Origin of the sequence: Paraburkholderia dipogonis (assembly GCF_042680985.1) — a bacterium.
Lineage (GTDB): Bacteria > Pseudomonadota > Gammaproteobacteria > Burkholderiales > Burkholderiaceae > Paraburkholderia > Paraburkholderia phytofirmans.
Genome location: NZ_JBHUFR010000014.1, coordinates 76,426 through 99,241, shown reverse-complemented (window position 1 = coordinate 99,241; position 22,816 = coordinate 76,426). Strand labels below are relative to the sequence as shown.

The following is a 22,816-nucleotide window of genomic DNA, read 5'->3' as shown; positions in this document are numbered from 1 at the left end:
GTACACTCATGTTTCCCGATTCAAGCTCGCGTCATGACATCCCGCTATCCCATCCCGCCGAACGAAATCGAACTGACCGCAGTGCGCGCGCAAGGAGCGGGCGGCCAGAACGTCAACAAGGTGTCGAGCGCCATTCATCTGCGCTTCGATGTGCAGGCATCTTCGTTGCCGGAAGTGTTGAAGATGCGCCTGCTCGCGCTATCCGATCACCGGCTCACGCGCGACGGCGTGGTGATCATCAAGGCGCAGGAGCATCGGACTCAGGAGATGAACCGGGCGGCGGCGCTGGCGCGGCTCGATGAACTGATCGAAAGCGTCAGCGTGACGCGCAAGCCGCGTGTCGCGACCCGGCCGACGCGCGCGTCGAACCTGCGGCGCCTCGACGGCAAAGCCAAACGCAGCGAGATCAAATCCGGCCGCGGCCGGGTGGACGATTAGCGCTTGCCGCCGCGTCCCGGAGGACGCGCAACGGCGGTCGTGGCTGTCGGCACGAAATCGACGCACAGCACATGCGTGCCGTCACGCTCGAAAGCGAGGGCCGCGGTATAGCAGTCCTGACCGTCGGCGAGCGAATAATGCGGACCCATCATCGCGACGCGCCCCGGCGCGGCGAGCGCGTGCTTGAAATAGGCGCGCCGCGACCAGTTGCTGCGCGTATCGGTATAAAGCGGCGCGAGCCGCAGCGGAGGCGGCGGCACCGAGGCGGCCGTCACCGAGGGCAGACTTTGCTCACCTTGCCCGTCGGTGATGAACACGCGGCGTGCTTCGCGCAGATGCCAGACCTTTTGCGCCGCCTGGCGCAGATCGCCGGTGGCCTTATAGGTCTCGGCGGCGCTCAGGACCGCTTCCGCGAAACCTTCGAAACCGAGCCGCTGGTGGCCGGCATGCTCGCGTTCGTAGTCGGCGAACTTGCTCCACATCGATTCGATTAGTGCCGGCACCTTGGCGCAGGCCGCCTGCACGGAGCTCTTCGGCTGACCGAGCCAGAAACCCTGCACGAAATCGACATCGGCCTCCATCAGGATCATCAGCTCTTCATCGGTTTCGACGCCTTCGGCCAGCACCAGCGTGCCGGACTGATGAAGCATCGAGACCAGATGGCCGATCATCGAATCGTCGCCTTCGCGCCTGCCGGCGCGCGCGACCAGCGAACGGTCGAGTTTGACGATGTCCGGGCGAAAGCGCCACACGCGGTCGAAGTTCGAGAAGCCGGTGCCGAAGTCGTCTATCGCGATCAGGAAGTCGCGCGGCTGCGAGGCGGCGAGCATGCTGGCGACCGCGGATTCGTCGTCGGCGGGCTGCTCCAGCACTTCGATCACGATGCGCTCTTGCGGCAGACCGAAATGCGCCGACAGTTCATCGATGAACGCGCGTTGTGGCCAGCCGGTTTCGAATACCTGCGGGCGCGTGTTCAAAAACAGCCAGCCGGTGCTGATGCCTTGCTCCATGAAATTCGCCACGTGCAGGCAGCGCGCGATGCGATCGAGCTCGCGGGCGTCGGCGGCTGAGCGGGTGCCGGAAAACAGCACGTCGGGCGAGACCGGCAAACCGACTGGATCGAACGCGCGCAACAAGCCTTCATAGCCGACCACGCGCTGGTGCGTCACCGACAGCACCGGCTGGAACACGCTATGCAAAGTCAGCGCGCGCCACGTCGCGGTCCAGCCGGACTCGTCCCGGACCAGATGCGGGAGCAGGCCGCTCAGGGTCAATTCGCTGACTGATGGCATAAAGGCAGGTAGGAGAGCGGACATGGCGACATCGCGGCAAGCGGGTGACGGGACGCGCCAGGCAATTCGGCACGCAACGGATGCACGGCCCGCGCGTGCGCAGGGCAGCTCGGATAAAGCCCGGGAACGCGGAGAGCGATGCCAGCCATGCTGGACTCCGGCGAATTAGTCAAAACCAGTCTAACAGCTTGCAATTCGCGTGAATGTGCGGGTTATCACAGAGGCGGGGTCATATCCGCGGTGCTGCCGATCTCCACGCCAATCGGCCGTCCGGCTTGAGTTTGGCGCCCTTTTGCCGCGCGCCGAACCGAGTGCGCCCTGGCGCAATCAATCGCCTGTATGAAACCGAGCGTAACAGGGCGGCAAGCGGACACCCGCCAAACTCCAGGCGAGGACGGAACTCGGACGGATCGATGCTTGAGCGGGTTATTGGTCAGCGCAGACGACGGCAGTACAGGCACGCCGCTGGTCTGCGCGGGCCGCCTGCAGCTTTGGCAGGCGCCGGGTATGCTGCTGCTTTTCGTGAAAAGGGAGGTCAGGCATGTCGGAAATCGCGGTGGTCGCAATCTCGGTGGCGAAGCCGGGCTATGAAGAGCAACTGCGGCAGGCGCTCGAAGGGCTGGTCGGGCCGACGCGCAAGGAGCAGGGAGCGCTTCAGTACGATCTGCACCGCGACTTGCAGGAGCCGCGCCGATTCGTATTTGTCGAGCGTTGGGAAAGTCAGGAAGCGCTGGCGGTGCATGCGAAATCGGCACACATCGAGGCGTACAGGAAGGCGGTGGCGGACTGGGTGGAACACGCGGAGATTCGCGTCCTGTCGAAAATCGCCTGAACCCGCGGGCGAATTGCACAGCTTGTACAGCGGCGAGCGCGGTGCCGGACACGATCAGCCCGGCACCGCGCTCGCCGTTTGTTTTTAATGCGTGGCTTGCGGAACGTCGAGAATCAGGATGATCGTCCAGTCGGCGTCGCCGTCATGGTGATACTGGCGTTCCGCGACGATGAACGGCTGCTGCTTGCCGTCCGGGCCAAGAAACAGCACGTCGCCTTCCATCGGCAGGCATTCGACGGGCGGCAGCGCCAGAAACGCTTCCTGACCGCCGCGCGGCATCAGTTTTTCGATTTTGCGAGATGCGGCTTCAGTCCATTCGATATCAAGCTGGATGTTGCTCATGCTGTCCTCCGCACCAAGGTGCGCACGGGTTAGGGGATTCCGGCCAGGCGCCGGTTGGTGCGCGACTTTAGCACACCGCCAGCCGGGCGCCGCGAGGCCTCGGGCCGCCGGCGCGGGCCAACTCGGCGCGCCGCGCTACCCGGCGACTGGCTGGTCCTTCGCCAAGCCATTAAACAACAAAAAAGCCGAAGCCGGCGGTGCCGGCTTCGGCTTTTCACCTTCGCGGCGCGGCCGCAGGTGAGTCGGGTAATTGCGCTCAGGAGCCGGCGTCGGCCTTGGGAGCTTTCTTGTGATGCATGCCTCCCTTGTGGTGTTTCATCGGCGCAGCCGGTGCGCTGTCCATTGCTTGCTGCCGGTTTTGCAAATCTTGCGCACGCTGCTCGACGTCGGCGGCCTTGGCCGGATCGGTGCTCATCATGACGCCGTTGTCCTGCGCATAGGCCGCGCCCGTTACGGCACTGAGGGAAACCAGGATCGCCAGGGACACTTTCTTCATTGCTACCTCCGCAGAGTGGTTGTGGACCCGAGTACTTGCCTGTCCAAACGGAAAGACAATGCATTCTAGTCAGCAATATCCGCTCCAACAGAGGGTTTTGTAACTGCAATGACAATTCGTTACATCTGGTTACGCCCAAGGGCGCCAATTCCGATGCGCGGTGACTTGGCGCGGGAGAGTCACGATGACATATCGGCGCTCAAGCGCATTGTTTGCATCTCTAAATAATCGTTCTGTAATGCGGCTTGAATTTCAGAACCAGCCGATCGCGCGATAGACATGAAATTGCGCGATGCCAATCAATTCGTGCAGCGCGATCTCCGCACTCGCCAGATTGTCATATCGCGGTAGTACACCGAGACGTGCGCCTATCGCGTTCGAGATCATCGGCTGCGGCGCGAGGCCGAAGCGGTGGAAATCGAGCAGGGCGCGCGGCATCTGATAGGCGGAGGTGATGAGGATCAACGAATCGTAACGCGAGCCCTGCAGAATGCCGGAGACGTTGCGCGCGTTTTCGTAGGTCGTGAGGCTTCTGTTTTCCAGCACGATGTCAGCGCGCGGCACCTGTCGGCGCAGCAGGTAAGGCAGATACGTGTCGGCTTCGGTCGCGCGATGGCGCTGCGGATTGCCGCCGCTCACGATCACATGGCAGGTATCCGCCGCGCGTTTGCAGGCAGCGTAGTACTCGGCGCTCGTCGCAATGCGCGCGAGTACGTCGCGCGGGGGCATGAGGACCCGATCGTCGCCGTAAATCGTGCCGCCGCCCAGCATGATGATCGCGGTGCGCGGCGCGAACGTGGCGGGCGTCTCCGTCCGCCAGTGCGGCTGCGCCAACCGCAGCAAGGGTGCGGTGAGCCAGCCGGCGGCGAGCAGCCAGAAGAAGGCGACCGTAAAGATGGCGAGCGGGCGGCGGGCGCCTTTCCATAGCAGGATTGCTGCAAAAAAAAGCGCTAATAAAGTGAATAGAATCAATTTAAATGGGGTAACGTATGTCTTTCGGGACAAATCCACGGGCTTGCTATCGCGCCGCAGCGGTTGCATCGCCGGCTCTTGGACAGAACGCTAACATGCCGTTCAGACGGGGGTTCCGAAAACGAGACCAGGCAGCACCTGGCGGAATTCGACTGCATACGTTGCAGTCAGCTTCCAGCCAAGGGCGGGTGCTACGCGCGTCACTGGTGGCGCGGTGACGTGTTGGGCATAAATGTGTCATAGCTGCACTTTAAGAAAGAAGTGAGATGACCACGTATTCCAACGAAGCGGTACTTGAAGCGCTGCGGCGGGCGCAATATCGCCAGGTCCCATGGGCTAGAAGGCCGGGTGTTTTCCAATATCTTCGCTCACTAGGCTTGATGGACACCGTTCGGCAGCGCACTGTCGCGCCGGCTCCGGGCTTCCACGCACCTGTCGATATCGCCGTGCTCACGGAGCGCGGCAGAGCCGAGTTCGCGCGGCTCGCCCATGACGAACGTCTGCTCACCTGGACAGCGCAGCGCATGAACGACTATGTCGTCGCCAGCGCCGAGACGCGGGCTACCGCCGCGCTCGAGGTTCGGCCTTAGGTCCAGCGCGCCGGCAGCCGTTGTTTCCCGGCCGCTTCGAGCGGCTGGCGGCGTCCCATTCCTGCGTCCTCCACCTCACTACTACGCTTGCATCGCGCCCTGTCGTGCGAACGCCGACCGTCCAGTTGCGCAACGACACCGCAAAAAAAAGCCCGTATCGCGAGGATACGGGCGTACCGGAATTACTACTGCCACGCTGTGCTAATGGCGTTAAATCAGACTGGTGCGACGCGCGGTGGTTCCCCCAATTAGTTGAAATGCGCTACGGAGTTGCACGAGCACAGCGCATGGCCCAACTCCGCCTAACGCCGGCGCGTCGGATCCTGCCGCGGCGCGTCCGGCCGCGTACGCACATTGCTGGCGATATCGCCGCGCAAGTCTCCGCGCGGCGCCGGCGGGGTGAAGTCCCGGGCGCGCGTATCGCTTTGCTGCCAGGCCTCGATGGTGGCCGGACGATCCGGCCTCCAGTTCCAAGCCTGTTGGCGCTGCTGGGCAAGCGCCGGTGCGGCCATCGATGAAACGACAATGCCGCACAGAAGCAGTGACATTGGTTTCATGCTGAGCTCCCGTCAAGCCGGTCGACAAGGCTTGTTTGCATACACATAAGGTATGCCCAGGCGCGAAAGCACGCTGTAAGTAATAGTAAATGGATGTTTCACCAGCAACGATCGCGCTGCTTCAGATGTCTGGAGCAGCGTGCAGGCAGGCTGGGCGTAGCGGGAGGGGACGACTGAGTTGGGCGCGCCGAAGAGCGGTGCCCATGACAGGTACGGCGTGCATGAAGACGCGTCGACCTGGGTTTGATGCATGCCGGGCGCCCGCAGGCGCCCGGAGAAAAGCAGTTTGCGTCAGGCCATCTTGACCGGCGCGCGCCACGATTCCGGATTGGTCCAGAATGCGCCACGCAGGCGGTCACGGCTCGGCGGTGCCGGCGGTTTCGCGGCGGTCGCGCCAATCCGGCCGCGCAGCGAAATTTCACGGCCGCTCGTGCCGAGTCGCTTAACTATTTCGGCGAGCGTACCATCTGCCTGCCACTCGTCGAAACGACGGCGGCAAGTCGGCGGCGACGGATAGCGGCCCGGCAGTTTGGACCAGCCTTCGCCTGTCGATAGCACCCACAGCACGGCGTTGACAACCGCGCGCGCTTCCACGCGTGGCCGACCGCGCCGTTCGCTCCGTGCGGGCTCCGCACAGAACAACGCCTCGACCAGCGCCCACTCGTTGTCTCTCAAATCGTCGAACAGCATCATGTTTCACCTCAGCGAAGCTAACTCCGGTGCGCTGCCCCGCGCCGCGCACTCTCCATGCACTCGATAGGCGAGTGCCAAGGAGGGTCGGGCTTGCCACGGTCTGCTATGCAGTCAGAATCATGGCGCCGACCCTTGTCTGCATCTAAATGCAGGAAGTGTGCCAATTTGAGTCCGACCGCCTGAAAGCCCTGTGACAGCGGGCCAGCGCGGGCGCTAGCTAGGGGCGTATAAGAATCCAAAAAACCCATCTCGCAAATCGGGACAATCACCAATCTTGTGCAATCAGGCCCGGCCGGCGTGCGTTTGCGCCTTATTGCTGCATCGCAGCGAAACTGCAAAAAGCGAACGTGGTGTTGTCCTTAGCCTTACAATACGCATTAAATGATGCAATTGATGAGGTTGGTAAATGAATGTCACGCTGCGCCAGCTAAGGGTTTTCATCGAGGTCGCCCGTCTGCAGAGCTTCAGCCGCGCCGGCGATGAAATCGGCCTGACGCAGTCGGCGGTCAGCCGTTGCGTGCGGGAACTGGAGAGCGAGATCGGGCTCAAGCTGATCGATCGCACCACCCGGGAGGTGCAACTCACGGACGTCGGCGGCAACCTGGTGTCGAGCGTGTCGCGTCTGCTGACGGACCTCGACGACGCGCTGCGCGAGATCCGCGAAATCGGCGAACAGCGCCGCGGACGCGTGGTGGTCGCCGCCAGCCCGACAGTGGCTTGCCGGCTCATGCCGCGCGTGGTGGCCGCGTGCGGGCAGCAGTTCCCCTATATCGCGCTCGGCTTGCGCGACGACGTGCAGAGCGACGTGGTGCGCAAGGTCAAGTCGGGCGAGGTCGACTTCGGCGTGATCATCGGCCCGTTTTCCGCCGATGACCTGCTGAGCGAATCGCTGATGACGGATTCGTTCTGCGTGGTCTCGCGCGACGATCACCCGTTAGCGGCGCAGGAGCGGGTGGCCTGGACGGACCTGGACGGCCAGCAACTGGTTATGCTCGATTACGCGTCGGGCAGCCGGCCGATCATCGATGCCGCGATGCAGGAATACGGCGTGAGCGCCACGGTGATGCAGGAGCTGGGGCATTCCGCGACCGTTTTCGGGCTGGTCGAGGCGGGCGTCGGCGTGAGCGTGCTACCCTGGCTGGCCTTGCCCCTGCCGGCGGGCGCCGCGCTGGTGGCCCGGCCGCTCGTGCCGCGCGCGGAGCGTACGGTCGAGCTGGTGCGGCGGCGCGACCGCTCGCTGTCGCCGGCCGCGGAGGCGGTGTGGGGGCTGATTCGCCAGTTGCCGGGCAGGGCGGAGGATTTGAACTAGCTTGTGATCGTCGGACGTGCGCGATGCTCCTGCGGGTGGCAGATGCGCGAGCGGGGTGGGGAGTGCGAGATTCCCATGGTTGGCAGATGTGCCGACTGCGCAGCAGGCCGATATTCTCGCGGGCAGCAATGGTCCGGCCGCGCAATGCATGCGACGCCCTCCAGCTCGGACTCTGCGACGGAACAATCGGGCGCGGCTCTCGAGCGTACGTTGCTTCCAGGGCGAACGAGACCAGCTGCCAGCGGCACGGCACCCGGCCGCAGCCCATCCGCGCCCGATCGCCTCGCCATGCATTCTCATCCGCCGACTTCGCGGTCGGGAAAAGAGACTCCGAGCTAAACTATCACCCTCCGCTGAATTTCAGCCCATGCCCTTCACCCGTCTGGAAGCCTCGATGAGCGAATCGGACCTGCCCGTGCCATCCATCCCGAACGCTCGCGATGCCGTGCGCGCGCTGCGTCCTTCGCAGATCCGCGAAGTGGCCAACGCCGGTTTCGGCGTCGCCGACGTGCTGCCGTTCTGGTTCGGCGAATCCGACCGCGTCACGCCCGCCTTCATCCGCGATGCCGCTAGCGCGTCGCTCGCGGCCGGCGCGACGTTTTACACGCACAATCTCGGCATCGCACCGCTGCGCGCGGCCCTGGCGGGCTATGTCAGCGAACTGCACGGCGCGACGTCGGCCGGGCACATCGCGGTGACGAGCGCCGGCGTCAATGCGCTGATGCTCGCGGCGCAACTCGTGGTGGGCGCGGGCGACCGCGTCGTCGCGGTGACGCCGCTCTGGCCGAATCTGGTCGAGATTCCGAAAATTCTCGGCGCGCATGTCGAAACGGTCGCACTGGGCTACGGCGAGCGCGGCTGGCAACTCGACCTGGAGCAACTGCTGGCAGCGCTGACGCCCGGCACGAAAATGCTGCTGATCAACTCGCCGAACAACCCGACCGGCTGGGTGATGAGCCGCGACGAGCAGCGGGCCGTGCTGGCGCATTGCCGGCGCCACGGCATCTGGATCGTTGCGGACGAAGTCTACGAGCGCCTTTACTATGCGGACGCGGAGCCCGGCGCGGTCGCCGCACCTTCGCGCACGGCGCCGTCGTTCCTCGATCTGGCCAGCCGCGACGAACGCGTGATCTGCGTCAATTCGTTTTCGAAGGCATGGCTGATGACAGGCTGGCGGCTCGGCTGGATCGTCGCGCCCGCCTCGTTGATGGACGATCTGGGCAAACTCGTCGAGTACAACACTTCGTGCGCGCCGGCCTTCGTGCAGCAGGCGGGCATCGCGGCCATCGAGCAGGGCGAGCGCTTTACGCGGGAACTGGTGCGCGACCTGAAGGCGTCGCGCGACCATCTGGTGCGCGCACTCGCCACAGTGCCCGGCGTCGACGTCAAGGTGCCGCCCGGCGCGATGTACCTGTTTTTCTCGATGCCGGGCGCCTCGCGCAGCCTGGAGCTCTGCAAGGCGATGGTGCGTGACGTCGGGCTCGGCGTGGCGCCGGGCAGCGCGTTCGGTCCGCAAGGAGAGGGTTTCGTGCGCTGGTGCTACGCCTGCGACACAGCACGGCTGGACGCGGGCGTCGAGCGCCTGAAGCGCTTCATGGCGCAGCACGCAACGGCCCAATGAATGCGTGGTGGAAAGGTGGCTGCGTAAAGCTATTGAACCAACCAGGCGAGGAACAGCCGAAGAAAGCGGGTTTTTATCGGATTAAGCCCGCTTTTTCACTAAAGCACGTCCGCGAGAGCATGTTTGGAAAATGCGCGGGGGATTTCGTCTTTACGCACTGATTGTTTTTGCGTAATATGGCGCTCAGTCACGCGGTTCCCTTCAGGAATTTCGCTGCTCCGTCCGGCTGGGTTTGGCTCGATTGTCTGTTTCGCCTCCCCCCGGTGCGTGCTCCCATCAATATGACCGATCAGAATCGGGCGAGCGCGTCTTCAGTTCCACATCGTCTGTTTGATCCGGTTCTTTGACCACAGGGTCTGACCTAGCTGCATGAATACCCAAGAGGCGAAGATCGTCCTCGAGACTGCCTTGATCTGCGCGCAGGAGCCGTTAAAGCTCGGCGAGTTGCGCAAGCTCTTTGCCGACGGCGTGTCGGCAGACACCGTTCGGACGTTGCTCGAAGACCTCAAGCAGGACTGGTCTGGGCGCGGTGTGGAGTTGGTCGGGCTGGCGTCGGGCTGGCGGTTTCAAAGCAAGCCCGCGATGCGTTCGTATCTGGATCGTTTGCATCCTGAGAAACCGCCGAAATATTCGCGCGCGGTACTCGAAACGCTCGCGATCATTGCATACCGGCAACCGGTGACGCGTGGCGATATTGAAGAGATTCGCGGTGTCACGGTGAATACGCAGGTCGTCAAGCAGCTCGAAGATCGCGGCTGGATCGAAGTGATCGGCCATCGTGACGTGCCGGGTCGCCCGGCACTGTACGCGACCACGCGGCAGTTCCTCGACGACCTCGGGCTGACGGCGTTGGACGAATTGCCGCCGCTCGCGGATCCGTCGGCTCAGTTGAACGCGGATCTGCTTGGTCAGCACGCAATCGAGTTCGCCGACGCCGATGCCGTACAGGCTTTGGCTGCGGAAGAAGAGCAGGCGGACGCCAGCGTGGTGGTTGAAGCAGGCGAATTTGTAAGCGCAACCGCGGATGGCGAATCGGAGAATATTCCGCAAGCCACGAACGAAGCGCCGCAATCCGACTCCGCTGAAGCAGCCGGTCATGCCGCAGACAGCACGCTTGAAGCAGTGGGCGAGGCGTCAGGAACAGAAATCGCTGACGAACTCGCTGAAGAGCATCAGACGCAGCACGCTGAGCCAGTGAAATCGGCGCAGTCGGCCGACAGCGTAGTGGAAGTCGCGTCGCAAAACGCATCGGCATCATCTGAAGCGCATGCGGACGCCGCTGCCACGCCGGCCGCGCAGGAACACGCTGAAACGGCAAACCCGGCGAACGTTGTACCGCAGACCGGCGTCGCCGAGTCCGCAGAGAATCACGATCCGGTCTCCCAGGCCGATCCGGCAATACCCGCGCACGACTCGGGCGTACTCCGCAATACGGAGCACGCCGCCGAGCCGAACCCGACCAAGGCGGCGCACGGCGATCCTCTGGATCGCCGCGATGCGGCGCAGGACGCAGGCATTCTGACCGACGACGAACCCGAGTCGCGCAGCGCCTGACGTAACCGAACTTTTTTTGCCACGCCCGCAACGGGCGTGCGCGACCTGACATTTTGAGGTTGTTTTGACACATACCCACGACACCGATTCGTCCGAATCCGAGCGCGCCGTGCCGTCGGCGCGCGCTGACGAAACGCGCACCACGCAAGCGTCGGCAGGCGAGGGCGAGCGCCCGGCGCAGACCACGGAAGCAGACGGCGAAGACCGTCCGCGCCGCGGCCTGCGTCGCGGCCCGCGCAGCCTGATCGCGCGGCGCCGCGCCGGCGCGAAGACGAAGGGCGCCGAAGGCGCGCCCGCGCAAGGGGCGCCGGTCGTCACCGAGGCGCCGCCGGACGGCGAAGTCGTCGCGCAAGTGCGTATGCCGCGCAAGGATGCGGGCGCCAAGGGTCAGGGGCCGCGCCGCAATGCAGCCGGTGCGAAGCGCGAGGGCGCGCCGCGTGAAGGTCAACGCGAGCGTCAGCCGCGCGAAGGCGGTCAGCGCCAAAACAACCGCCGCGGCGGTGAAGCGCCGGCGGCCGCGGCAGTCGCGGGTCAGGACGATCTGTTCTCGTACGTCACATCGCCCGCGTTCGACGCGGACAACAGCGCCACCGGCGGCGTGCGCGCGCCGATGCTGCGCCGTGGCAAGCCGGCCGCGCCCAAGCGTGTGCTCGCGGCCGACGACGATGCGCCCAAGCTGCACAAGGTGCTGGCCGAAGCCGGTATGGGTTCGCGCCGCGACATGGAAGAACTGATTGTCGCCGGCCGCGTGTCGGTGAACGGCGAGCCGGCTCACATCGGCCAGCGCATCATGCCGACCGACCAGGTCCGCATCAACGGCAAGCCGGTTAAGCGCAAGCTGGCCAACAAGCCTCCGCGCGTGCTGCTGTATCACAAGCCGACCGGCGAGATCGTCAGTCACGCGGATCCGGAAGGCCGTCCGTCGGTGTTCGACAATCTGCCGCCGATGAAAACCGCCAAGTGGCTCGCGGTCGGCCGTCTCGACTTCAACACTGAAGGTCTGCTGATGCTGACCACGTCGGGCGATCTGGCGAACCGTTTCATGCACCCGCGTTATAGCGTCGAGCGTGAGTATGCGGTGCGCGTGGTTGGCGAACTGGCCGAAGGCATGCGTCAGAAGCTGCTGAACGGCGTCGAGCTGGAAGACGGCCCGGCGAATTTCCTGCGTATCCGCGATGGCGGTGGCGAAGGCACGAATCATTGGTATCACGTCGCGCTCGCCGAAGGGCGTAACCGCGAAGTGCGTCGTATGTTCGAAGCAGCGGGCCTGATGGTCAGCCGCCTGATCCGCACCCGTCACGGCCCGATCTCGCTGCCGAAGGGGCTCAAGCGCGGCCGCTGGGAAGAGCTCGAAGACAATCAGGTGCGCGCGCTGATGGCGTCGGTCGGCCTGAAGGCGCCGACTGAAGAAAAGGGCGGTCGCCGGGAAGCGCCGGAGCGCAAGCAGCCGGATCCGATGCAGACGTCGATGGGCTTCATTGGCCGCGAACCCGTGCTGATGTCGCACAGCCGCTTCGATCAGCAGCAACCACGTGGCCAGGGCCAAGGTCGGCGCGGCGCGGCGGGCGGTGGCTTCGGTGGCGGCGCGGGCGCCGGTTTCGGTGGCGGTTACGGCAATCGCGGCGCTGGACGCGGCGCCGGCGGTTTCAGCGGCCCGATGGGCGGCGGTGCGGGCGGCCCGCGTGGCGGCCGTGAAGTCGATGGCAACCGCGCGCCGTCGGGCAATGGCAACCGTGCGGCTGGCGGCGGCAAGCGCGCCGGCGGCAGCGGCGGCCCGAATCCAGGTAGCGGCGGTGGCAACCGCGGGCCGGGTGGCAATCGCGGCGGCGCCGGCAACCGTGCGGGTGGCGGCAACGCCAACGTCGGCGGCGCCAATCGTGGCGGTGGCGCACCTCGCGGCCGTTCGCGCGGCCGCTGAGCATCGCGCCATTCAAATATGGCGGTCAGCCGCGAATCTTTTTTTATCGATCTTTTGCCGGCGACCGTCAGAGTCGATCGACGAAACGCAATTGGTTTAGCGCCCGCTCACATTTCATGTGACGCATAAAACCGCGGCGTAAATGGAAGTGGGGGCGGATTTCATTCGCCCCGCGTGTCGGATCCGCATTCGGGGCGGCGTGAGCCGCCTTGCAAAAGACGAAGGCGCCGTCATATCGTTGCAAGATTCCCATGAAATCAAGCGGAAAAGCGCGTTGGGCGGCGTTCTGCGGTTTGCGTTTGTCCTGAAAAATGGCTACAATCGCGGAGTCGCTGGGCGTGCGGCTTTTTATGTGCGGCTCAGGTGCGACCACCGGTAATAAGATGATGGGCGTTTAGCCCATTTTTTTTTGCCGCGCAGTTCTCAGTGGTTCGGCATCTCGGGTAGCACGAACGTGCGCCGGCTTAGGCGCGGCCCGCATTGGTTGTTTGCAAAACAAGCGGCAGGCTCGCTGCGCGAACATCTAAGAGGGCACTGTGCAACTGACGGAACTGATTGAAACCACGGTCGTGGGACTCGGCTACGAGCTCGTCGATCTCGAGCGCACCGGGCGCGGCATGTTGTGTATCTATATCGACCAGCCGGCCGGCATCGCAATCGAAGACTGCGAGAAAGTCACGCGTCAGCTCCAGCACGTTTTGACGGTCGAAAATATCGATTACGAGCGGCTTGAAGTATCGTCGCCGGGGCTCGACCGCCCGCTGAAAAAACTGGCGGATTTTGAACGCTTCGCAGGCAGCGAAGTGGTAATCACATTGAAAAAGCCATTGGACGGACGGAAATCGTACCGGGGCATCCTGCATGCTCCGCAAGGCGAGACGATCGGTCTGGAATTTGAAGGGAAGGAAGGCGCCGCGATGCTCGATTTCACGCTCGCGGATATCGATAAGGCACGCCTCGTTCCGAAGTTTGACTTTAGGAGCCGCAAACAATGAGTCGCGAAGTGTTGATGCTGGTGGATGCGCTGGCACGCGAGAAGAACGTCGACAAAGACGTGGTATTTGCCGCGCTCGAGGCGGCCCTCGCTTCGGCCTCCAAGAAACTCTTCGAAGAAGACGCGGATATTCGCGTCCAGATCGATCGTGAAAGCGGCGAACACGAAACGTTTCGACGCTGGAAAGTGGTGCCGGACGAAGCCGGTTTGCAGGAGCCGGATCAGGAAATCCTGCTGTTCGAAGCACGCGAACAGAAACCCGAGATTCAACTCGACGAGTTCATCGAGGAACCGGTGCCGTCGATCGAATTCGGCCGTATCGGCGCGCAGGCCGCCAAGCAGGTGATCTTGCAGAAGGTGCGCGACGCTGAACGCGAACAGATTCTGAACGACTTCCTCGAGCGCGGCGAGCACATCATGACCGGCTCGGTAAAGCGTCTCGACAAGGGCAATTTCATTGTCGAAACCGGCCGTGTCGAAGCGCTGTTGCGCCGCGACCAGCTGATTCCGAAAGAAAACCTGCGCGTGGGCGACCGCGTGCGCGCCTACATCGCAAAGGTCGATCGCACCGCGCGCGGTCCGCAGATCGAACTGTCGCGTACGGCGCCCGAATTCCTGATGAAGCTGTTCGAGATGGAAGTGCCGGAAATCGAACAAGGCCTGCTGGAAATCAAGGCGGCCGCGCGCGATCCAGGCGTGCGTGCAAAGATCGGCGTGGTCGCGTACGACAAGCGCATCGATCCGATCGGCACGTGCGTGGGTATTCGCGGTTCGCGCGTGCAGGCGGTGCGTAATGAGCTTGGTGGCGAAAACGTCGACATCGTGCTATGGTCGGAAGATCCCGCACAGTTTGTGATCGGCGCGCTCGCGCCGGCAGCCGTCCAGTCGATCGTCGTCGATGAAGAAAAACATTCGATGGACGTCGTCGTAGACGAAAACGAACTGGCGGTCGCGATCGGCCGCAGCGGCCAGAACGTGCGTCTTGCCAGCGAACTCACCGGCTGGCAGATCAACATCATGACGCCGGACGAATCTGCGCAAAAGCAGAATCAGGAGCGCGGTGTATTGCGTGACCTGTTCATGGCGCGTCTCGATGTCGACGAAGAAGTCGCCGACATCCTGATCGACGAAGGCTTTACGAGCCTCGAAGAGATCGCTTATGTGCCGCTCAACGAAATGCTCGAAATCGAAGCTTTCGACGAAGACACCGTTCACGAATTGCGTAACCGCTCGCGCGACGCGCTGTTGACGCAGGCAATTGCGAATGAAGAAAAGGTCGAAAATGTAGCACTCGACCTGAAGAGCCTGGACGGCATGGACGCCGACCTGCTCGCCAAGCTGGCCGAACATCAGATCCAGACGCGCGACGAACTCGCCGAGCTGGCTGTGGATGAACTGGTCGAGATGACCGGAATGGAAGAGGATGCCGCTAAGGCGTTGATCATGAAAGCACGTGAACACTGGTTCCAGTGAGAAATGACCATGGCGCACTAAATTGAAGCGGCCGTCAGGCCGCATGACCCGATGCTAACCGCAAGGAATCGGTCCTTGCATTAAGAGGAATGAATGGCGAGTAACAACGTAGCCCAATTTGCCGCGGAACTGAAAATGCCTGCAGGCGTGCTGCTTGAGCAGCTGCAGGCGGCGGGCGTCACAAAAGCGAGCGAGGACGACAGCTTGTCCGAAACGGACAAGGCGCGTCTGCTCGACCACTTGCGCAAGTCTCACGGCTCGACTGATGCTGACAAGCGCAAGATTACGCTGACGAAACGGCATACGTCGGAAATCAAGCAATCCGATGCGACGGGCAAAGCTCGCACCATTCAGGTCGAGGTGCGCAAGAAGCGTACTTTCGTCCGCCGCGACGAAACCTCCGCTGAAAACGGAGATGCATCGAATCATGTGGCCGAGGCCGACGTCGACGATCTGGAACTCCAGCGTCGTGAAGAGGAGGCTCGTCACGAAGCCGAGCTGCTCGAAAAGCAGGCTCAGGAGCTGAAGGCGCGTCAGGAACAGCTCGAACGCGAAGAGGCGGAACGTCAGGCGCGCGAAGCGGCTGCTGAAGCCGAGCGTCGCCGCGCCGAAGAAGAAGCCGCGAAGAAGCGTGCTGCGGCCGAGGCGGCAGCTCGCGAGCAGGCACAGGCTGCCAAGCCGGCGCAAGCTGCGCAACCCGCGGCCGCGAAGGCTGAACCGGTTGCTGCCAAGGCAGCGGAGCCGGCGGTTGCCAAGCAAAGCGAGCAGGACGATGAGCGCGCCGCAGCAGAGCGCGCCGCGCAACGCGAAGCCGCGAAGAAAGCGGAAGACGCCGCGCGTCAGGCTGCTGAAAAAGCGCGTGCCGAGCAGGAACAGATCGCCAAGCGCCGTGCCGCGGCTGAAGCCGAAGCGCGCGCGATTCGCGAAATGATGAACACGCCGCGCAAGGCGCAGGTCAAGGCGCCGGAACCGGCACCGAAGCCCGCTGAGCCGGCCAAGGCCGCGGAAGCCAAGGGCACGCTGCACAAGCCGGCGCGTCCGGCGGGTGAAGCACCGGCGCGTCCGGCAGCCAAGAAGCCGGCTGCTGCGGCTCCGGCTGCCACGACCACGCCTTCCGCCGGCGACAAGAAGAAGCCCGGCGGCGGCAAGGGCGGCTGGCAGGACGACGCCGCGAAGCGCCGCGGTATCAAGACGCGCGGCGATACGAGCGGCGGTGTGGATCGCGGCTGGCGCGGTGGCCCGAAGGGTCGCGGCAAGCATCAGGACCAGAACACCACGTTCCAGGCGCCGACCGAACCGATCGTGCGTGAAGTGCACGTGCCGGAAACCATCACGGTCGCCGATCTGGCGCACAAGATGGCGGTGAAGGCGTCGGAAGTCATCAAGTCGATGATGAAGCTCGGCCAGATGGTCACGATCAACCAGATGCTGGACCAGGAAACGGCGATGATCATCGTCGAGGAACTGGGTCACCACGCGGTGGCGGCCAAGCTGGACGATCCGGAAGCCATGCTGGTCGAAGGCGAAATTTCCGATGCGGAATCGTTGCCGCGTCCGCCGGTCGTCACGGTCATGGGTCACGTCGACCACGGCAAGACCTCGCTGCTCGACTACATCCGCCGCGCCAAGGTCGCAGCGGGCGAAGCGGGCGGGATTACGCAGCACATCGGCGCTTACCACGTCGAAACGCCGCGCGGCGTCATCACGTTCCTCGACACGCCGGGTCACGAGGCCTTTACGGCCATGCGTGCTCGCGGTGCCAAGGCAACGGACATCGTGATTCTGGTGGTCGCAGCCGACGACGGCGTGATGCCGCAGACGAAGGAAGCGATCGCTCACGCGAAGGCCGGCGGCGTGCCGCTCGTCGTCGCGATCAACAAGATCGACAAGCCGGATGCGAATCCGGACCGCGTGAAGCAGGAACTCGTCGCTGAAGGCGTCGTGCCGGAAGAATACGGTGGCGATTCGCCGTTCGTGTCGGTGTCGGCCAAGACCGGCGCGGGCATCGACGATCTGCTCGAAAACGTATTGCTGCAAGCCGAAGTGCTGGAACTGAAGGCACCGGTCGAAGCGCCGGCCAAGGGTCTCGTCATCGAAGCGAAGCTCGACAAGGGTAAGGGTCCGGTCGCAACGATCCTGGTCCAGTCGGGTACGCTGAACCGCGGCGACGTGGTGCTGGCAGGCAGCGCCTACGGTCGCGTGCGAGCCATGCTCGACGAAACCGGCAAGCCGACCAAGTCGGCGGGTCCGTCGATCCCGGTCGAAATTCAGGGTCTTTCGGAAGTGCCGCAGGCTGGCGAAGAAGTCATCGTCATGCCGGACGACCGCAAGGCGCGTGAAGTCGCACTGTTCCGTCAAGGCAAGTTCCGCGACGTCAAGCTGGCCAAGCAACAGGCCGCGAAGCTCGAGAACATGCTGGAACAGATGGGCGAAGGCGAAGTGGCGTACATGCCGCTCATCGTCAAGGCCGACGTGCAAGGTTCGCAGGAAGCGTTGGTGCAGTCGCTGCTCAAGCTTTCCACCGACGAAGTGCGCGTGCAGATCGTGCACGGCGCCGTGGGCGGCATCAGCGAGTCCGACGTCAATCTGGCCACGGCTTCGAAGGCGGTCATCATCGGCTTCAACACCCGTGCGGATGCGCAGGCTCGCAAGCTGGCGGAAGCCAACGGCGTCGACATTCGCTACTACAACATCATTTACGACGCAGTAGATGAGGTGAAGGCCGCGATGTCGGGCATGCTGGCACCGGAGAAGCGCGAAATCGTCACGGGTACGGTCGAAGTGCGTCAGGTCTTCAAGGTACCGAAGATCGGCGCGGTGGCCGGCTGTATGGTCACGGACGGCTTCGTCAAGCGCTCGTCGTCGGTGCGCGTGCTGCGCAACAACGTCGTCATCTTCACCGGCGAGCTCGATTCGCTCAAGCGCTTCAAGGACGACGTGAAGGAAGTCCGTCAGGGCTTCGAGTGCGGTATGTCGATCAAGAACTTCAACGATATCGTCGAAGGCGATCAGTTCGAAGTCTTCGAGATTACCGAAGTCGCGCGTACGCTGTAATTCACGCGGCACGGCTCTAGGGGCGGAGCGGGCTTTAACGCCCGCTCCGCCCGTTGTTTTTGGGGCCACGCGGTTTGTTCGCGTCCGTCGCGCAGAGCGCCCGCGGCCGAGTTTCGCCTGGTCATCCGCCCAGTTTGAATGCCGCAAGGATAAAAGCCCAAAACGCGGCAGCGCGAACCACTTTTTGCATCCGTCAGAACGGATCACATCACACCATGCCTAAAAAACGTTCTTCTCCCAATCGCAATGTGCAGATCGCCGATCAGATCCAGCGCGATCTGTCCGAGCTGCTGCGCGAGGTCAAGGATCCGCGCATCGGCATCGTCACGATTCAAAGCGTCGAGCTGACGCCTGACTATGCGCACGCGAAGGTCTATTTCACGACGCTCACCGGCGATCCGCAGCAGACTCTCGAAGCGCTCACGCATGCGGCCGGCCATCTGCACAATCAGTTGTTCAAGCGCCTGCATATCCATACCGTGCCGACGCTGCATTTCCATTACGACAAGACGATCGAGCGCGCCGTCGAGATGTCGCGTTTGATCGACGAAGCCAACGCCAATCGCGCGAAAGAAGACTGAGCGCGCTGTTTGTCGTGGCGTCGCTGCCATGCCTGAGTCGCGATGCGCTCAGTGCTGTTTCCCGTACCTTCGAAGACTTTCGTCTTTTTGACATGACCGCACCTCAACGCCCCCGCGTGCCGCGTCGCGCGCTCGACGGCGTGCTGCTGCTCGACAAGCCGCTCGGCCTGTCGAGCAACGACGCGCTGATTCGCGCGAAGCGTCTCTATCTGGCGAAAAAGGCGGGCCATACCGGCACGCTCGATCCCTTGGCCACAGGCTTGCTGCCGCTCTGTTTCGGCGAAGCCACCAAGTTTTCGCAGGACCTGCTCGAAGCCGACAAGACGTACGAGGCCACCATGCGTCTCGGTGTCCGCACGACCACCGGCGACGCTGAAGGCGAAGCGATCGATACCCGCGAAGTGACCTGCGACGAGGCCGCGATTCTGGCGGTTTTGCCGACATTCCTCGGCGAAATCACGCAGGTTCCGCCGATGTATTCGGCGCTCAAACGTGACGGCAAACCGCTGTACGAATACGCGCGCGCGGGCCAGACGGTGGAGCGGGAAGGGCGTCAGGTGACGATCCTCGCGCTCGAAATGCTCGCCTGCGTGCTGCCGGACGTAACCTTTCGCGTGACGTGCAGCAAGGGCACGTATGTGCGCACGCTGGCCGAGGATATCGGCGAAGCGTTGGGTTGCGGCGCGCATCTGGTGGCGCTGCGGCGCACCGGTGTGGGTGCACTGACGCTCGACAATTCGGTCACGCTCGACGCGTTGTCCGACGCGGCCGAAAGCGAACGCGATGCATGGCTGCAACCGGTGGATGCGTTGCTGTCGACATTCCCGCTCGTGCGCTTGAATGAAGACGCCACGCGCCGCTTCCTGCACGGCCAGCGGTTGAAGCTGTCCGAATTGACCATCACGGGCGATGCAGTGAATGCGCCGCGCGTCCGGGTATACGCGGCGCAAGGGCGTCTGCTTGGCGTCGCCAAACAAGGCGAGGGTGTGCTGGCGCCCGAGCGGCTGGTCGTCACGACGGAGAGCTGAACGTCCTATACGCCCTGTAGATGGCGCAACGCGCGACAAACGCGCTGCAAGGAAAAAGGCGGGACCGCTCAAGAAGCGGTCCCGCCTTTTTCATATCGTATCTGCTGGATACGGACTTGAGCCGGAAACTCAGTGCGCCGCTGCAGCCGCCGCACCCGCGTCGCCACCGGCACGTTCTGGCTTCGTGATCCAGATCAACGCGATCAACGCGATAAAGATGCCGGCGGACACGAAGAACAGATCGTTCACACCGAGTTGCGCGGCCTGCTGCGTCGCCATCGTGTTGAACAGGCCGTATGCCTGGGGTTGACTGAAGCCCGCCGCGCCCATCTGCCGGATCGACTGGTCGAACACCGGGCTGTACGCGTTAGCCTGTTCGGCCAGTTGCGCGTGATGCATGATCGTGCGGTGATCCCACGCCGTCTGGAAAATCGACGTGCCGATGCCGCCGCACATGATCCGGACGAAATTCGACAGGCCCGACGCCGCCGGAATCCGGTTGCCCGGCAGTCCCGACAGCGTGATCGACACCAGCGGGATGAAAAACCCCGCCATGCCGATCCCTTGAATCAAGGTCGGCACCAGCAGCGAAAACGTATCGACGCCGGTCGTATAACGCGAGCGCATCCAGAAACACAGCGCGAACACGAGGAACGACAGAGTTGCGATATAGCGCGGATCGGTGCGCGGCAAAACCTTGCCCGTGATCGGCGACAGCAGCACGGCGAACAGCCCGACCGGCGCCATCACCAGACCGGCTTCGGTCGCGGTGTAACCGATATCGGTTTGCAGCCACAACGGCAGCAACACCAGATTGCCGAAGTAGAGGCCGTAGCCGATCGACAGCGCGACGGTGCCGCCCGTGAAATTGCGCCGGCTGAATAGCGACAGGTCCACGACCGGGTGCTCGGCCGTCAATTCCCACACGATAAAGAACGCGAGCGCGATCACCGCGACCAGCGCCAGTACGACGACGGTCGTCGACGAAAACCAGTCGAGATCCTTGCCTTTGTCGAGCATGACTTGCAGCGAGCCCACCCAGACGATCAGCAGGCCGAGACCGACGCCGTCGATCGGCGCTTTTCTGATGACCGAATCGCGATTGCGGAAGATCATCCACGTCGCCGCGGCGGCGATCGCGCCGACCGGAATGTTGACGTAGAAAATCCACGGCCACGAGATGTTGTCCGAGATCCAGCCGCCGAGAATCGGGCCGGCCACCGGCGCGATCAGCGTGGTCATCGCCCACATGGATAACGCCATGGGCGCCTTGGCGCGTGGATAGCTCGCCAGCAGCAGCGTTTGCGACAGCGGAATCATCGGACCGGCCACCGCGCCCTGGAACACGCGCGAAGCGAGCAGAAAGGGCAGGGTCGGCGCGAGGCCGCACATCCACGACGAGATCACGAACAGGATGATCGACGCCATGAAGAGCCGCACCTGGCCGATACGATCGGTCAGCCAGCCGGTGAGCGGCACGGAGATCGCGTTGGCGACCGCGAACGAGGTGATGACCCACGTGCCCTGGTCGGACGACACACCGAGGTCGCCGGAAATCGAGGGAATCGACACGTTGGCGATCGACGTGTCGAGCACGTTCATGAAAACGGCGAGCGACACCGCGATGGTGCCGATCACCAGTTGCGCGCCCTCGAGTGGCGGATGAGGAACTTGCGCCTGAGCCTGAGCCTGAGCCATTAAAGAAGCCTTGTCTGAATCGTCGCGTGCCTTACATCACCTTCGCTGCGACAGGCTTCGCGCCGTCCGCCTGAGACGACTTTTGCGAGCCGCCGTTCGGACCTGCGTTTTGCGAAATGATGCGGGCGATTTCCGCATCGGCTTCGTCACCGTACTTCTCGAACACGGCGGTCTGGTAGACCGTGTTCGGCGCCTGGCCGAGCTGGCCGCCGTTGTCGTCCTTGATGCTGACGTCGGCTTGCATGGACAGGCCGATACGCAGCGGATGCTGTTCCAGTTCCTTCGGATCGAGCGCGATCCGCACCGGCAGACGCTGCACCACCTTGATCCAGTTGCCGGTCGCGTTTTGCGCGGGCAGCAGCGAGAACGCAGAACCCGTGCCCGCCGAGAAGCCGACCACCTTGCCGTGGTACACCACCGACGAACCGTACACGTCGGCCGTCAGTTCGACTGGCTGGCCGATGCGCATGTGCTTGAGTTGCACTTCCTTGAAGTTCGCGTCGACCCACACGCCGCCGAGCGGCACGATCGCCATCAGCGGGGTGCCCGGCGAGACGCGCTGGCCGACCTGCACCGAGCGCTTCGCCACGTAGCCGGTGACCGGCGCCGGCAGGTTGTTACGCGCGTTGTTCAGGTACGCGTCACGGACCTTCGCGGCGGCGGCCTGCACGTTCGGGTGATTCGCGATCGTGGTGTTGGCGGTCAGCGCGCGGTTCGAGTTCAATTGCTGCTGGGCGGCGTCGACGGCGGCTTGCGCGCTCTTCACGGCGTCGCGGGCGTGGGAGATTTCTTCTTGCGACACGGCGCCGGTTTGCGCGACCGTCATGCGGCGCTTCAGGTCGTCCTGAGCGCGCGACAGATCGGCCTGGCGCTGGGCCACTTGCGCCTGGTATTGATTGTCGTCGGCGAACAGGCCGCGCACCTGGCGCACCGTCTGCGCGAGGTTCGCTTCGGCCTGTTCCAGCGCGACGCGGGCGTCGGCCGGATCGAGCACGACGAGCGGGTCGCCCACCTTCACCGTTTGCGTGTCGTCCGCGTTCACGGCGACGACCGTGCCGGTGACTTGCGGCGTGATCTGCACGACGTTGCCGTTCACGTACGCGTCGTCGGTGTCTTCATGGAAGCGCGCGACGAGGAAGTAGTACAGGCCATAAGCGATCGCGGCGATCAGGATCACGATGACGAGCAGCGTCATCATGCGCTTGCGTTTGCCGTTGTTCGCCGGCGGCTGCGTCGGCTGCGGGGCCGATTGAGTCGGCTGGGTGGTAGCCGCGGGCTGTTGGGTGGTGCTCATTGATGTGCTCCGGGTTCTTTCAGACGTCGTCGTTTATTCGGATGTTCGTGCGTGTGTTCGATCTGGCCGGGGTTCGCGCC

At 63.6% G+C, this 22,816-nt stretch carries 19 protein-coding genes and 1 pseudogene; 12 read left to right on the top strand and 8 right to left on the bottom strand.

All coding sequences use genetic code 11. The features are described from left to right. Positions 1-33 precede the first annotated feature (33 nt). Positions 34-438, top strand: coding sequence for an alternative ribosome rescue aminoacyl-tRNA hydrolase ArfB (gene arfB, locus ACFSNN_RS19885; protein WP_012432640.1), 405 nt, complete (start codon positions 34-36; stop codon positions 436-438). Here the strand turns inward: arfB and ACFSNN_RS19880 are convergent. Then, positions 435-1,754, bottom strand: a complete 1,320-nt coding sequence (locus tag ACFSNN_RS19880) for an EAL domain-containing protein (RefSeq protein WP_244322747.1) — start codon at positions 1,752-1,754, stop codon at positions 435-437. The genes arfB and ACFSNN_RS19880 overlap by 4 nt on opposite strands. 517 nt (positions 1,755-2,271) lie before the next feature. Here ACFSNN_RS19880 and ACFSNN_RS19875 point away from each other — a divergent pair. After that, on the top strand, positions 2,272-2,562 hold the full coding sequence (locus ACFSNN_RS19875; protein WP_134456398.1) for a putative quinol monooxygenase: 291 nt from the start codon (positions 2,272-2,274) through the stop codon (positions 2,560-2,562). A gap of 84 nt (positions 2,563-2,646) precedes the next feature. On the opposite strand, the gene ACFSNN_RS19870 is transcribed toward ACFSNN_RS19875, so the two are convergent. The 3 genes from ACFSNN_RS19870 to ACFSNN_RS19860 all read right to left on the bottom strand — a co-directional run bounded on the left by ACFSNN_RS19870 (position 2,647) and on the right by ACFSNN_RS19860 (position 4,372). Next, a complete protein-coding gene (locus ACFSNN_RS19870) occupies positions 2,647-2,904 on the bottom strand; it encodes a hypothetical protein (RefSeq protein WP_007182306.1) in 258 nt (85 codons plus the stop codon). 256 nt (positions 2,905-3,160) lie between these two features. Next, the gene (locus ACFSNN_RS19865) at positions 3,161-3,400 is read right to left on the bottom strand and encodes a hypothetical protein (protein ID WP_012432643.1); all 240 of its coding nucleotides are present in this window, start codon (positions 3,398-3,400) and stop codon (positions 3,161-3,163) included. A 252-nt stretch (positions 3,401-3,652) separates the two neighbouring features. Further along, entirely contained in the window at positions 3,653-4,372 is a 720-nt protein-coding gene (locus ACFSNN_RS19860) for a YdcF family protein (protein WP_244322746.1), read from the bottom strand. A 266-nt stretch (positions 4,373-4,638) separates the two neighbouring features. On the opposite strand from ACFSNN_RS19860, the gene ACFSNN_RS19855 reads away from it, so the two are divergent. Continuing rightward, positions 4,639-4,962: a hypothetical protein gene (locus ACFSNN_RS19855; protein ID WP_134456396.1), complete on the top strand. Its 324-nt coding sequence runs from the start codon at positions 4,639-4,641 to the stop codon at positions 4,960-4,962. Positions 4,963-5,264: 302 nt separating this feature from the next. Here ACFSNN_RS19855 and ACFSNN_RS19850 read toward each other — a convergent pair whose 3' ends face one another. Then, on the bottom strand, positions 5,265-5,519 hold the full coding sequence (locus ACFSNN_RS19850; RefSeq protein WP_012432646.1) for a hypothetical protein: 255 nt from the start codon (positions 5,517-5,519) through the stop codon (positions 5,265-5,267). A gap of 294 nt (positions 5,520-5,813) precedes the next feature. Further along, positions 5,814-6,209: pseudogene (locus ACFSNN_RS19845) on the bottom strand (transposase); the annotation flags it as partial. 409 nt (positions 6,210-6,618) lie between these two features. Between ACFSNN_RS19845 and ACFSNN_RS19840 the strand changes: the two are divergent. The 9 genes from ACFSNN_RS19840 (at position 6,619) to truB (ending at position 19,744) form a co-directional block, all read left to right on the top strand. Beyond that, positions 6,619-7,521 carry a LysR family transcriptional regulator gene (locus ACFSNN_RS19840; RefSeq protein WP_134456395.1) on the top strand — a complete coding sequence of 301 codons (903 nt, stop codon included), beginning with the start codon at positions 6,619-6,621 and terminating at the stop codon, positions 7,519-7,521. Between the two features lie 394 nt (positions 7,522-7,915). Then, positions 7,916-9,142 carry a pyridoxal phosphate-dependent aminotransferase gene (locus tag ACFSNN_RS19835; RefSeq protein WP_134456394.1) on the top strand — a complete coding sequence of 409 codons (1,227 nt, stop codon included), beginning with the start codon at positions 7,916-7,918 and terminating at the stop codon, positions 9,140-9,142. 369 nt (positions 9,143-9,511) lie between these two features. Further along, positions 9,512-10,696: an SMC-Scp complex subunit ScpB gene (gene scpB, locus ACFSNN_RS19830; RefSeq protein ID WP_134456393.1), complete on the top strand. Its 1,185-nt coding sequence runs from the start codon at positions 9,512-9,514 to the stop codon at positions 10,694-10,696. Between the two features lie 64 nt (positions 10,697-10,760). After that, a complete protein-coding gene (gene rluB, locus ACFSNN_RS19825) occupies positions 10,761-12,614 on the top strand; it encodes a 23S rRNA pseudouridine(2605) synthase RluB (protein ID WP_134456392.1) in 1,854 nt (617 codons plus the stop codon). A gap of 536 nt (positions 12,615-13,150) precedes the next feature. Continuing rightward, entirely contained in the window at positions 13,151-13,609 is a 459-nt protein-coding gene (gene rimP, locus ACFSNN_RS19820; RefSeq protein ID WP_012432651.1) for a ribosome maturation factor RimP, read from the top strand. Continuing rightward, positions 13,606-15,081, top strand: coding sequence for a transcription termination factor NusA (gene nusA / locus ACFSNN_RS19815; RefSeq protein WP_012432652.1), 1,476 nt, complete (start codon positions 13,606-13,608; stop codon positions 15,079-15,081). The genes rimP and nusA overlap by 4 nt, the downstream gene beginning before the upstream one ends. 93 nt (positions 15,082-15,174) lie before the next feature. Continuing rightward, positions 15,175-18,135 (top strand): translation initiation factor IF-2, encoded by a 2,961-nt coding sequence (infB, locus tag ACFSNN_RS19810; protein ID WP_134456391.1) that lies wholly within the window; start codon positions 15,175-15,177, stop codon positions 18,133-18,135. 215 nt (positions 18,136-18,350) lie between these two features. Further along, entirely contained in the window at positions 18,351-18,716 is a 366-nt protein-coding gene (rbfA, locus tag ACFSNN_RS19805) for a 30S ribosome-binding factor RbfA (RefSeq protein WP_042324072.1), read from the top strand. A 92-nt stretch (positions 18,717-18,808) separates the two neighbouring features. Then, entirely contained in the window at positions 18,809-19,744 is a 936-nt protein-coding gene (gene truB, locus ACFSNN_RS19800) for a tRNA pseudouridine(55) synthase TruB (RefSeq protein ID WP_134456390.1), read from the top strand. A 129-nt stretch (positions 19,745-19,873) separates the two neighbouring features. Here truB and ACFSNN_RS19795 read toward each other — a convergent pair whose 3' ends face one another. Both ACFSNN_RS19795 and ACFSNN_RS19790 read right to left on the bottom strand, forming a co-directional pair. Beyond that, complete coding sequence (locus ACFSNN_RS19795; protein WP_134456389.1) at positions 19,874-21,442, bottom strand: DHA2 family efflux MFS transporter permease subunit; 1,569 nt, start codon at positions 21,440-21,442, stop codon at positions 19,874-19,876. A 31-nt stretch (positions 21,443-21,473) separates the two neighbouring features. Next, positions 21,474-22,736, bottom strand: a complete 1,263-nt coding sequence (locus tag ACFSNN_RS19790; RefSeq protein WP_134456388.1) for an EmrA/EmrK family multidrug efflux transporter periplasmic adaptor subunit — start codon at positions 22,734-22,736, stop codon at positions 21,474-21,476. Positions 22,737-22,816: the final 80 nt, after the last annotated feature.

Excerpts from the sequence above, each read along its gene's own strand:
- infB (WP_134456391.1), top strand. The coding sequence starts at position 15,175 with ATGGCGAGTAACAACGTAGCCCAATTTGCCGCGGAACTGAAAATGCCT.
- ACFSNN_RS19790 (WP_134456388.1), bottom strand. The coding sequence starts at position 22,736 with ATGAGCACCACCCAACAGCCCGCGGCTACCACCCAGCCGACTCAATCG.
- ACFSNN_RS19875 (WP_134456398.1), top strand. The coding sequence starts at position 2,272 with ATGTCGGAAATCGCGGTGGTCGCAATCTCGGTGGCGAAGCCGGGCTAT.
- ACFSNN_RS19880 (WP_244322747.1), bottom strand. The coding sequence starts at position 1,754 with ATGTCCGCTCTCCTACCTGCCTTTATGCCATCAGTCAGCGAATTGACC.
- ACFSNN_RS19840 (WP_134456395.1), top strand. The coding sequence starts at position 6,619 with ATGAATGTCACGCTGCGCCAGCTAAGGGTTTTCATCGAGGTCGCCCGT.
- ACFSNN_RS19870 (WP_007182306.1), bottom strand. The coding sequence starts at position 2,904 with ATGAGCAACATCCAGCTTGATATCGAATGGACTGAAGCCGCATCTCGC.
- nusA (WP_012432652.1), top strand. The coding sequence starts at position 13,606 with ATGAGTCGCGAAGTGTTGATGCTGGTGGATGCGCTGGCACGCGAGAAG.
- truB (WP_134456390.1), top strand. The coding sequence starts at position 18,809 with ATGACCGCACCTCAACGCCCCCGCGTGCCGCGTCGCGCGCTCGACGGC.
- ACFSNN_RS19850 (WP_012432646.1), bottom strand. The coding sequence starts at position 5,519 with ATGAAACCAATGTCACTGCTTCTGTGCGGCATTGTCGTTTCATCGATG.
- scpB (WP_134456393.1), top strand. The coding sequence starts at position 9,512 with ATGAATACCCAAGAGGCGAAGATCGTCCTCGAGACTGCCTTGATCTGC.
- ACFSNN_RS19835 (WP_134456394.1), top strand. The coding sequence starts at position 7,916 with ATGAGCGAATCGGACCTGCCCGTGCCATCCATCCCGAACGCTCGCGAT.
- rbfA (WP_042324072.1), top strand. The coding sequence starts at position 18,351 with ATGCCTAAAAAACGTTCTTCTCCCAATCGCAATGTGCAGATCGCCGAT.
- ACFSNN_RS19855 (WP_134456396.1), top strand. The coding sequence starts at position 4,639 with ATGACCACGTATTCCAACGAAGCGGTACTTGAAGCGCTGCGGCGGGCG.
- ACFSNN_RS19865 (WP_012432643.1), bottom strand. The coding sequence starts at position 3,400 with ATGAAGAAAGTGTCCCTGGCGATCCTGGTTTCCCTCAGTGCCGTAACG.
- arfB (WP_012432640.1), top strand. The coding sequence starts at position 34 with ATGACATCCCGCTATCCCATCCCGCCGAACGAAATCGAACTGACCGCA.
- ACFSNN_RS19795 (WP_134456389.1), bottom strand. The coding sequence starts at position 21,442 with ATGGCTCAGGCTCAGGCTCAGGCGCAAGTTCCTCATCCGCCACTCGAG.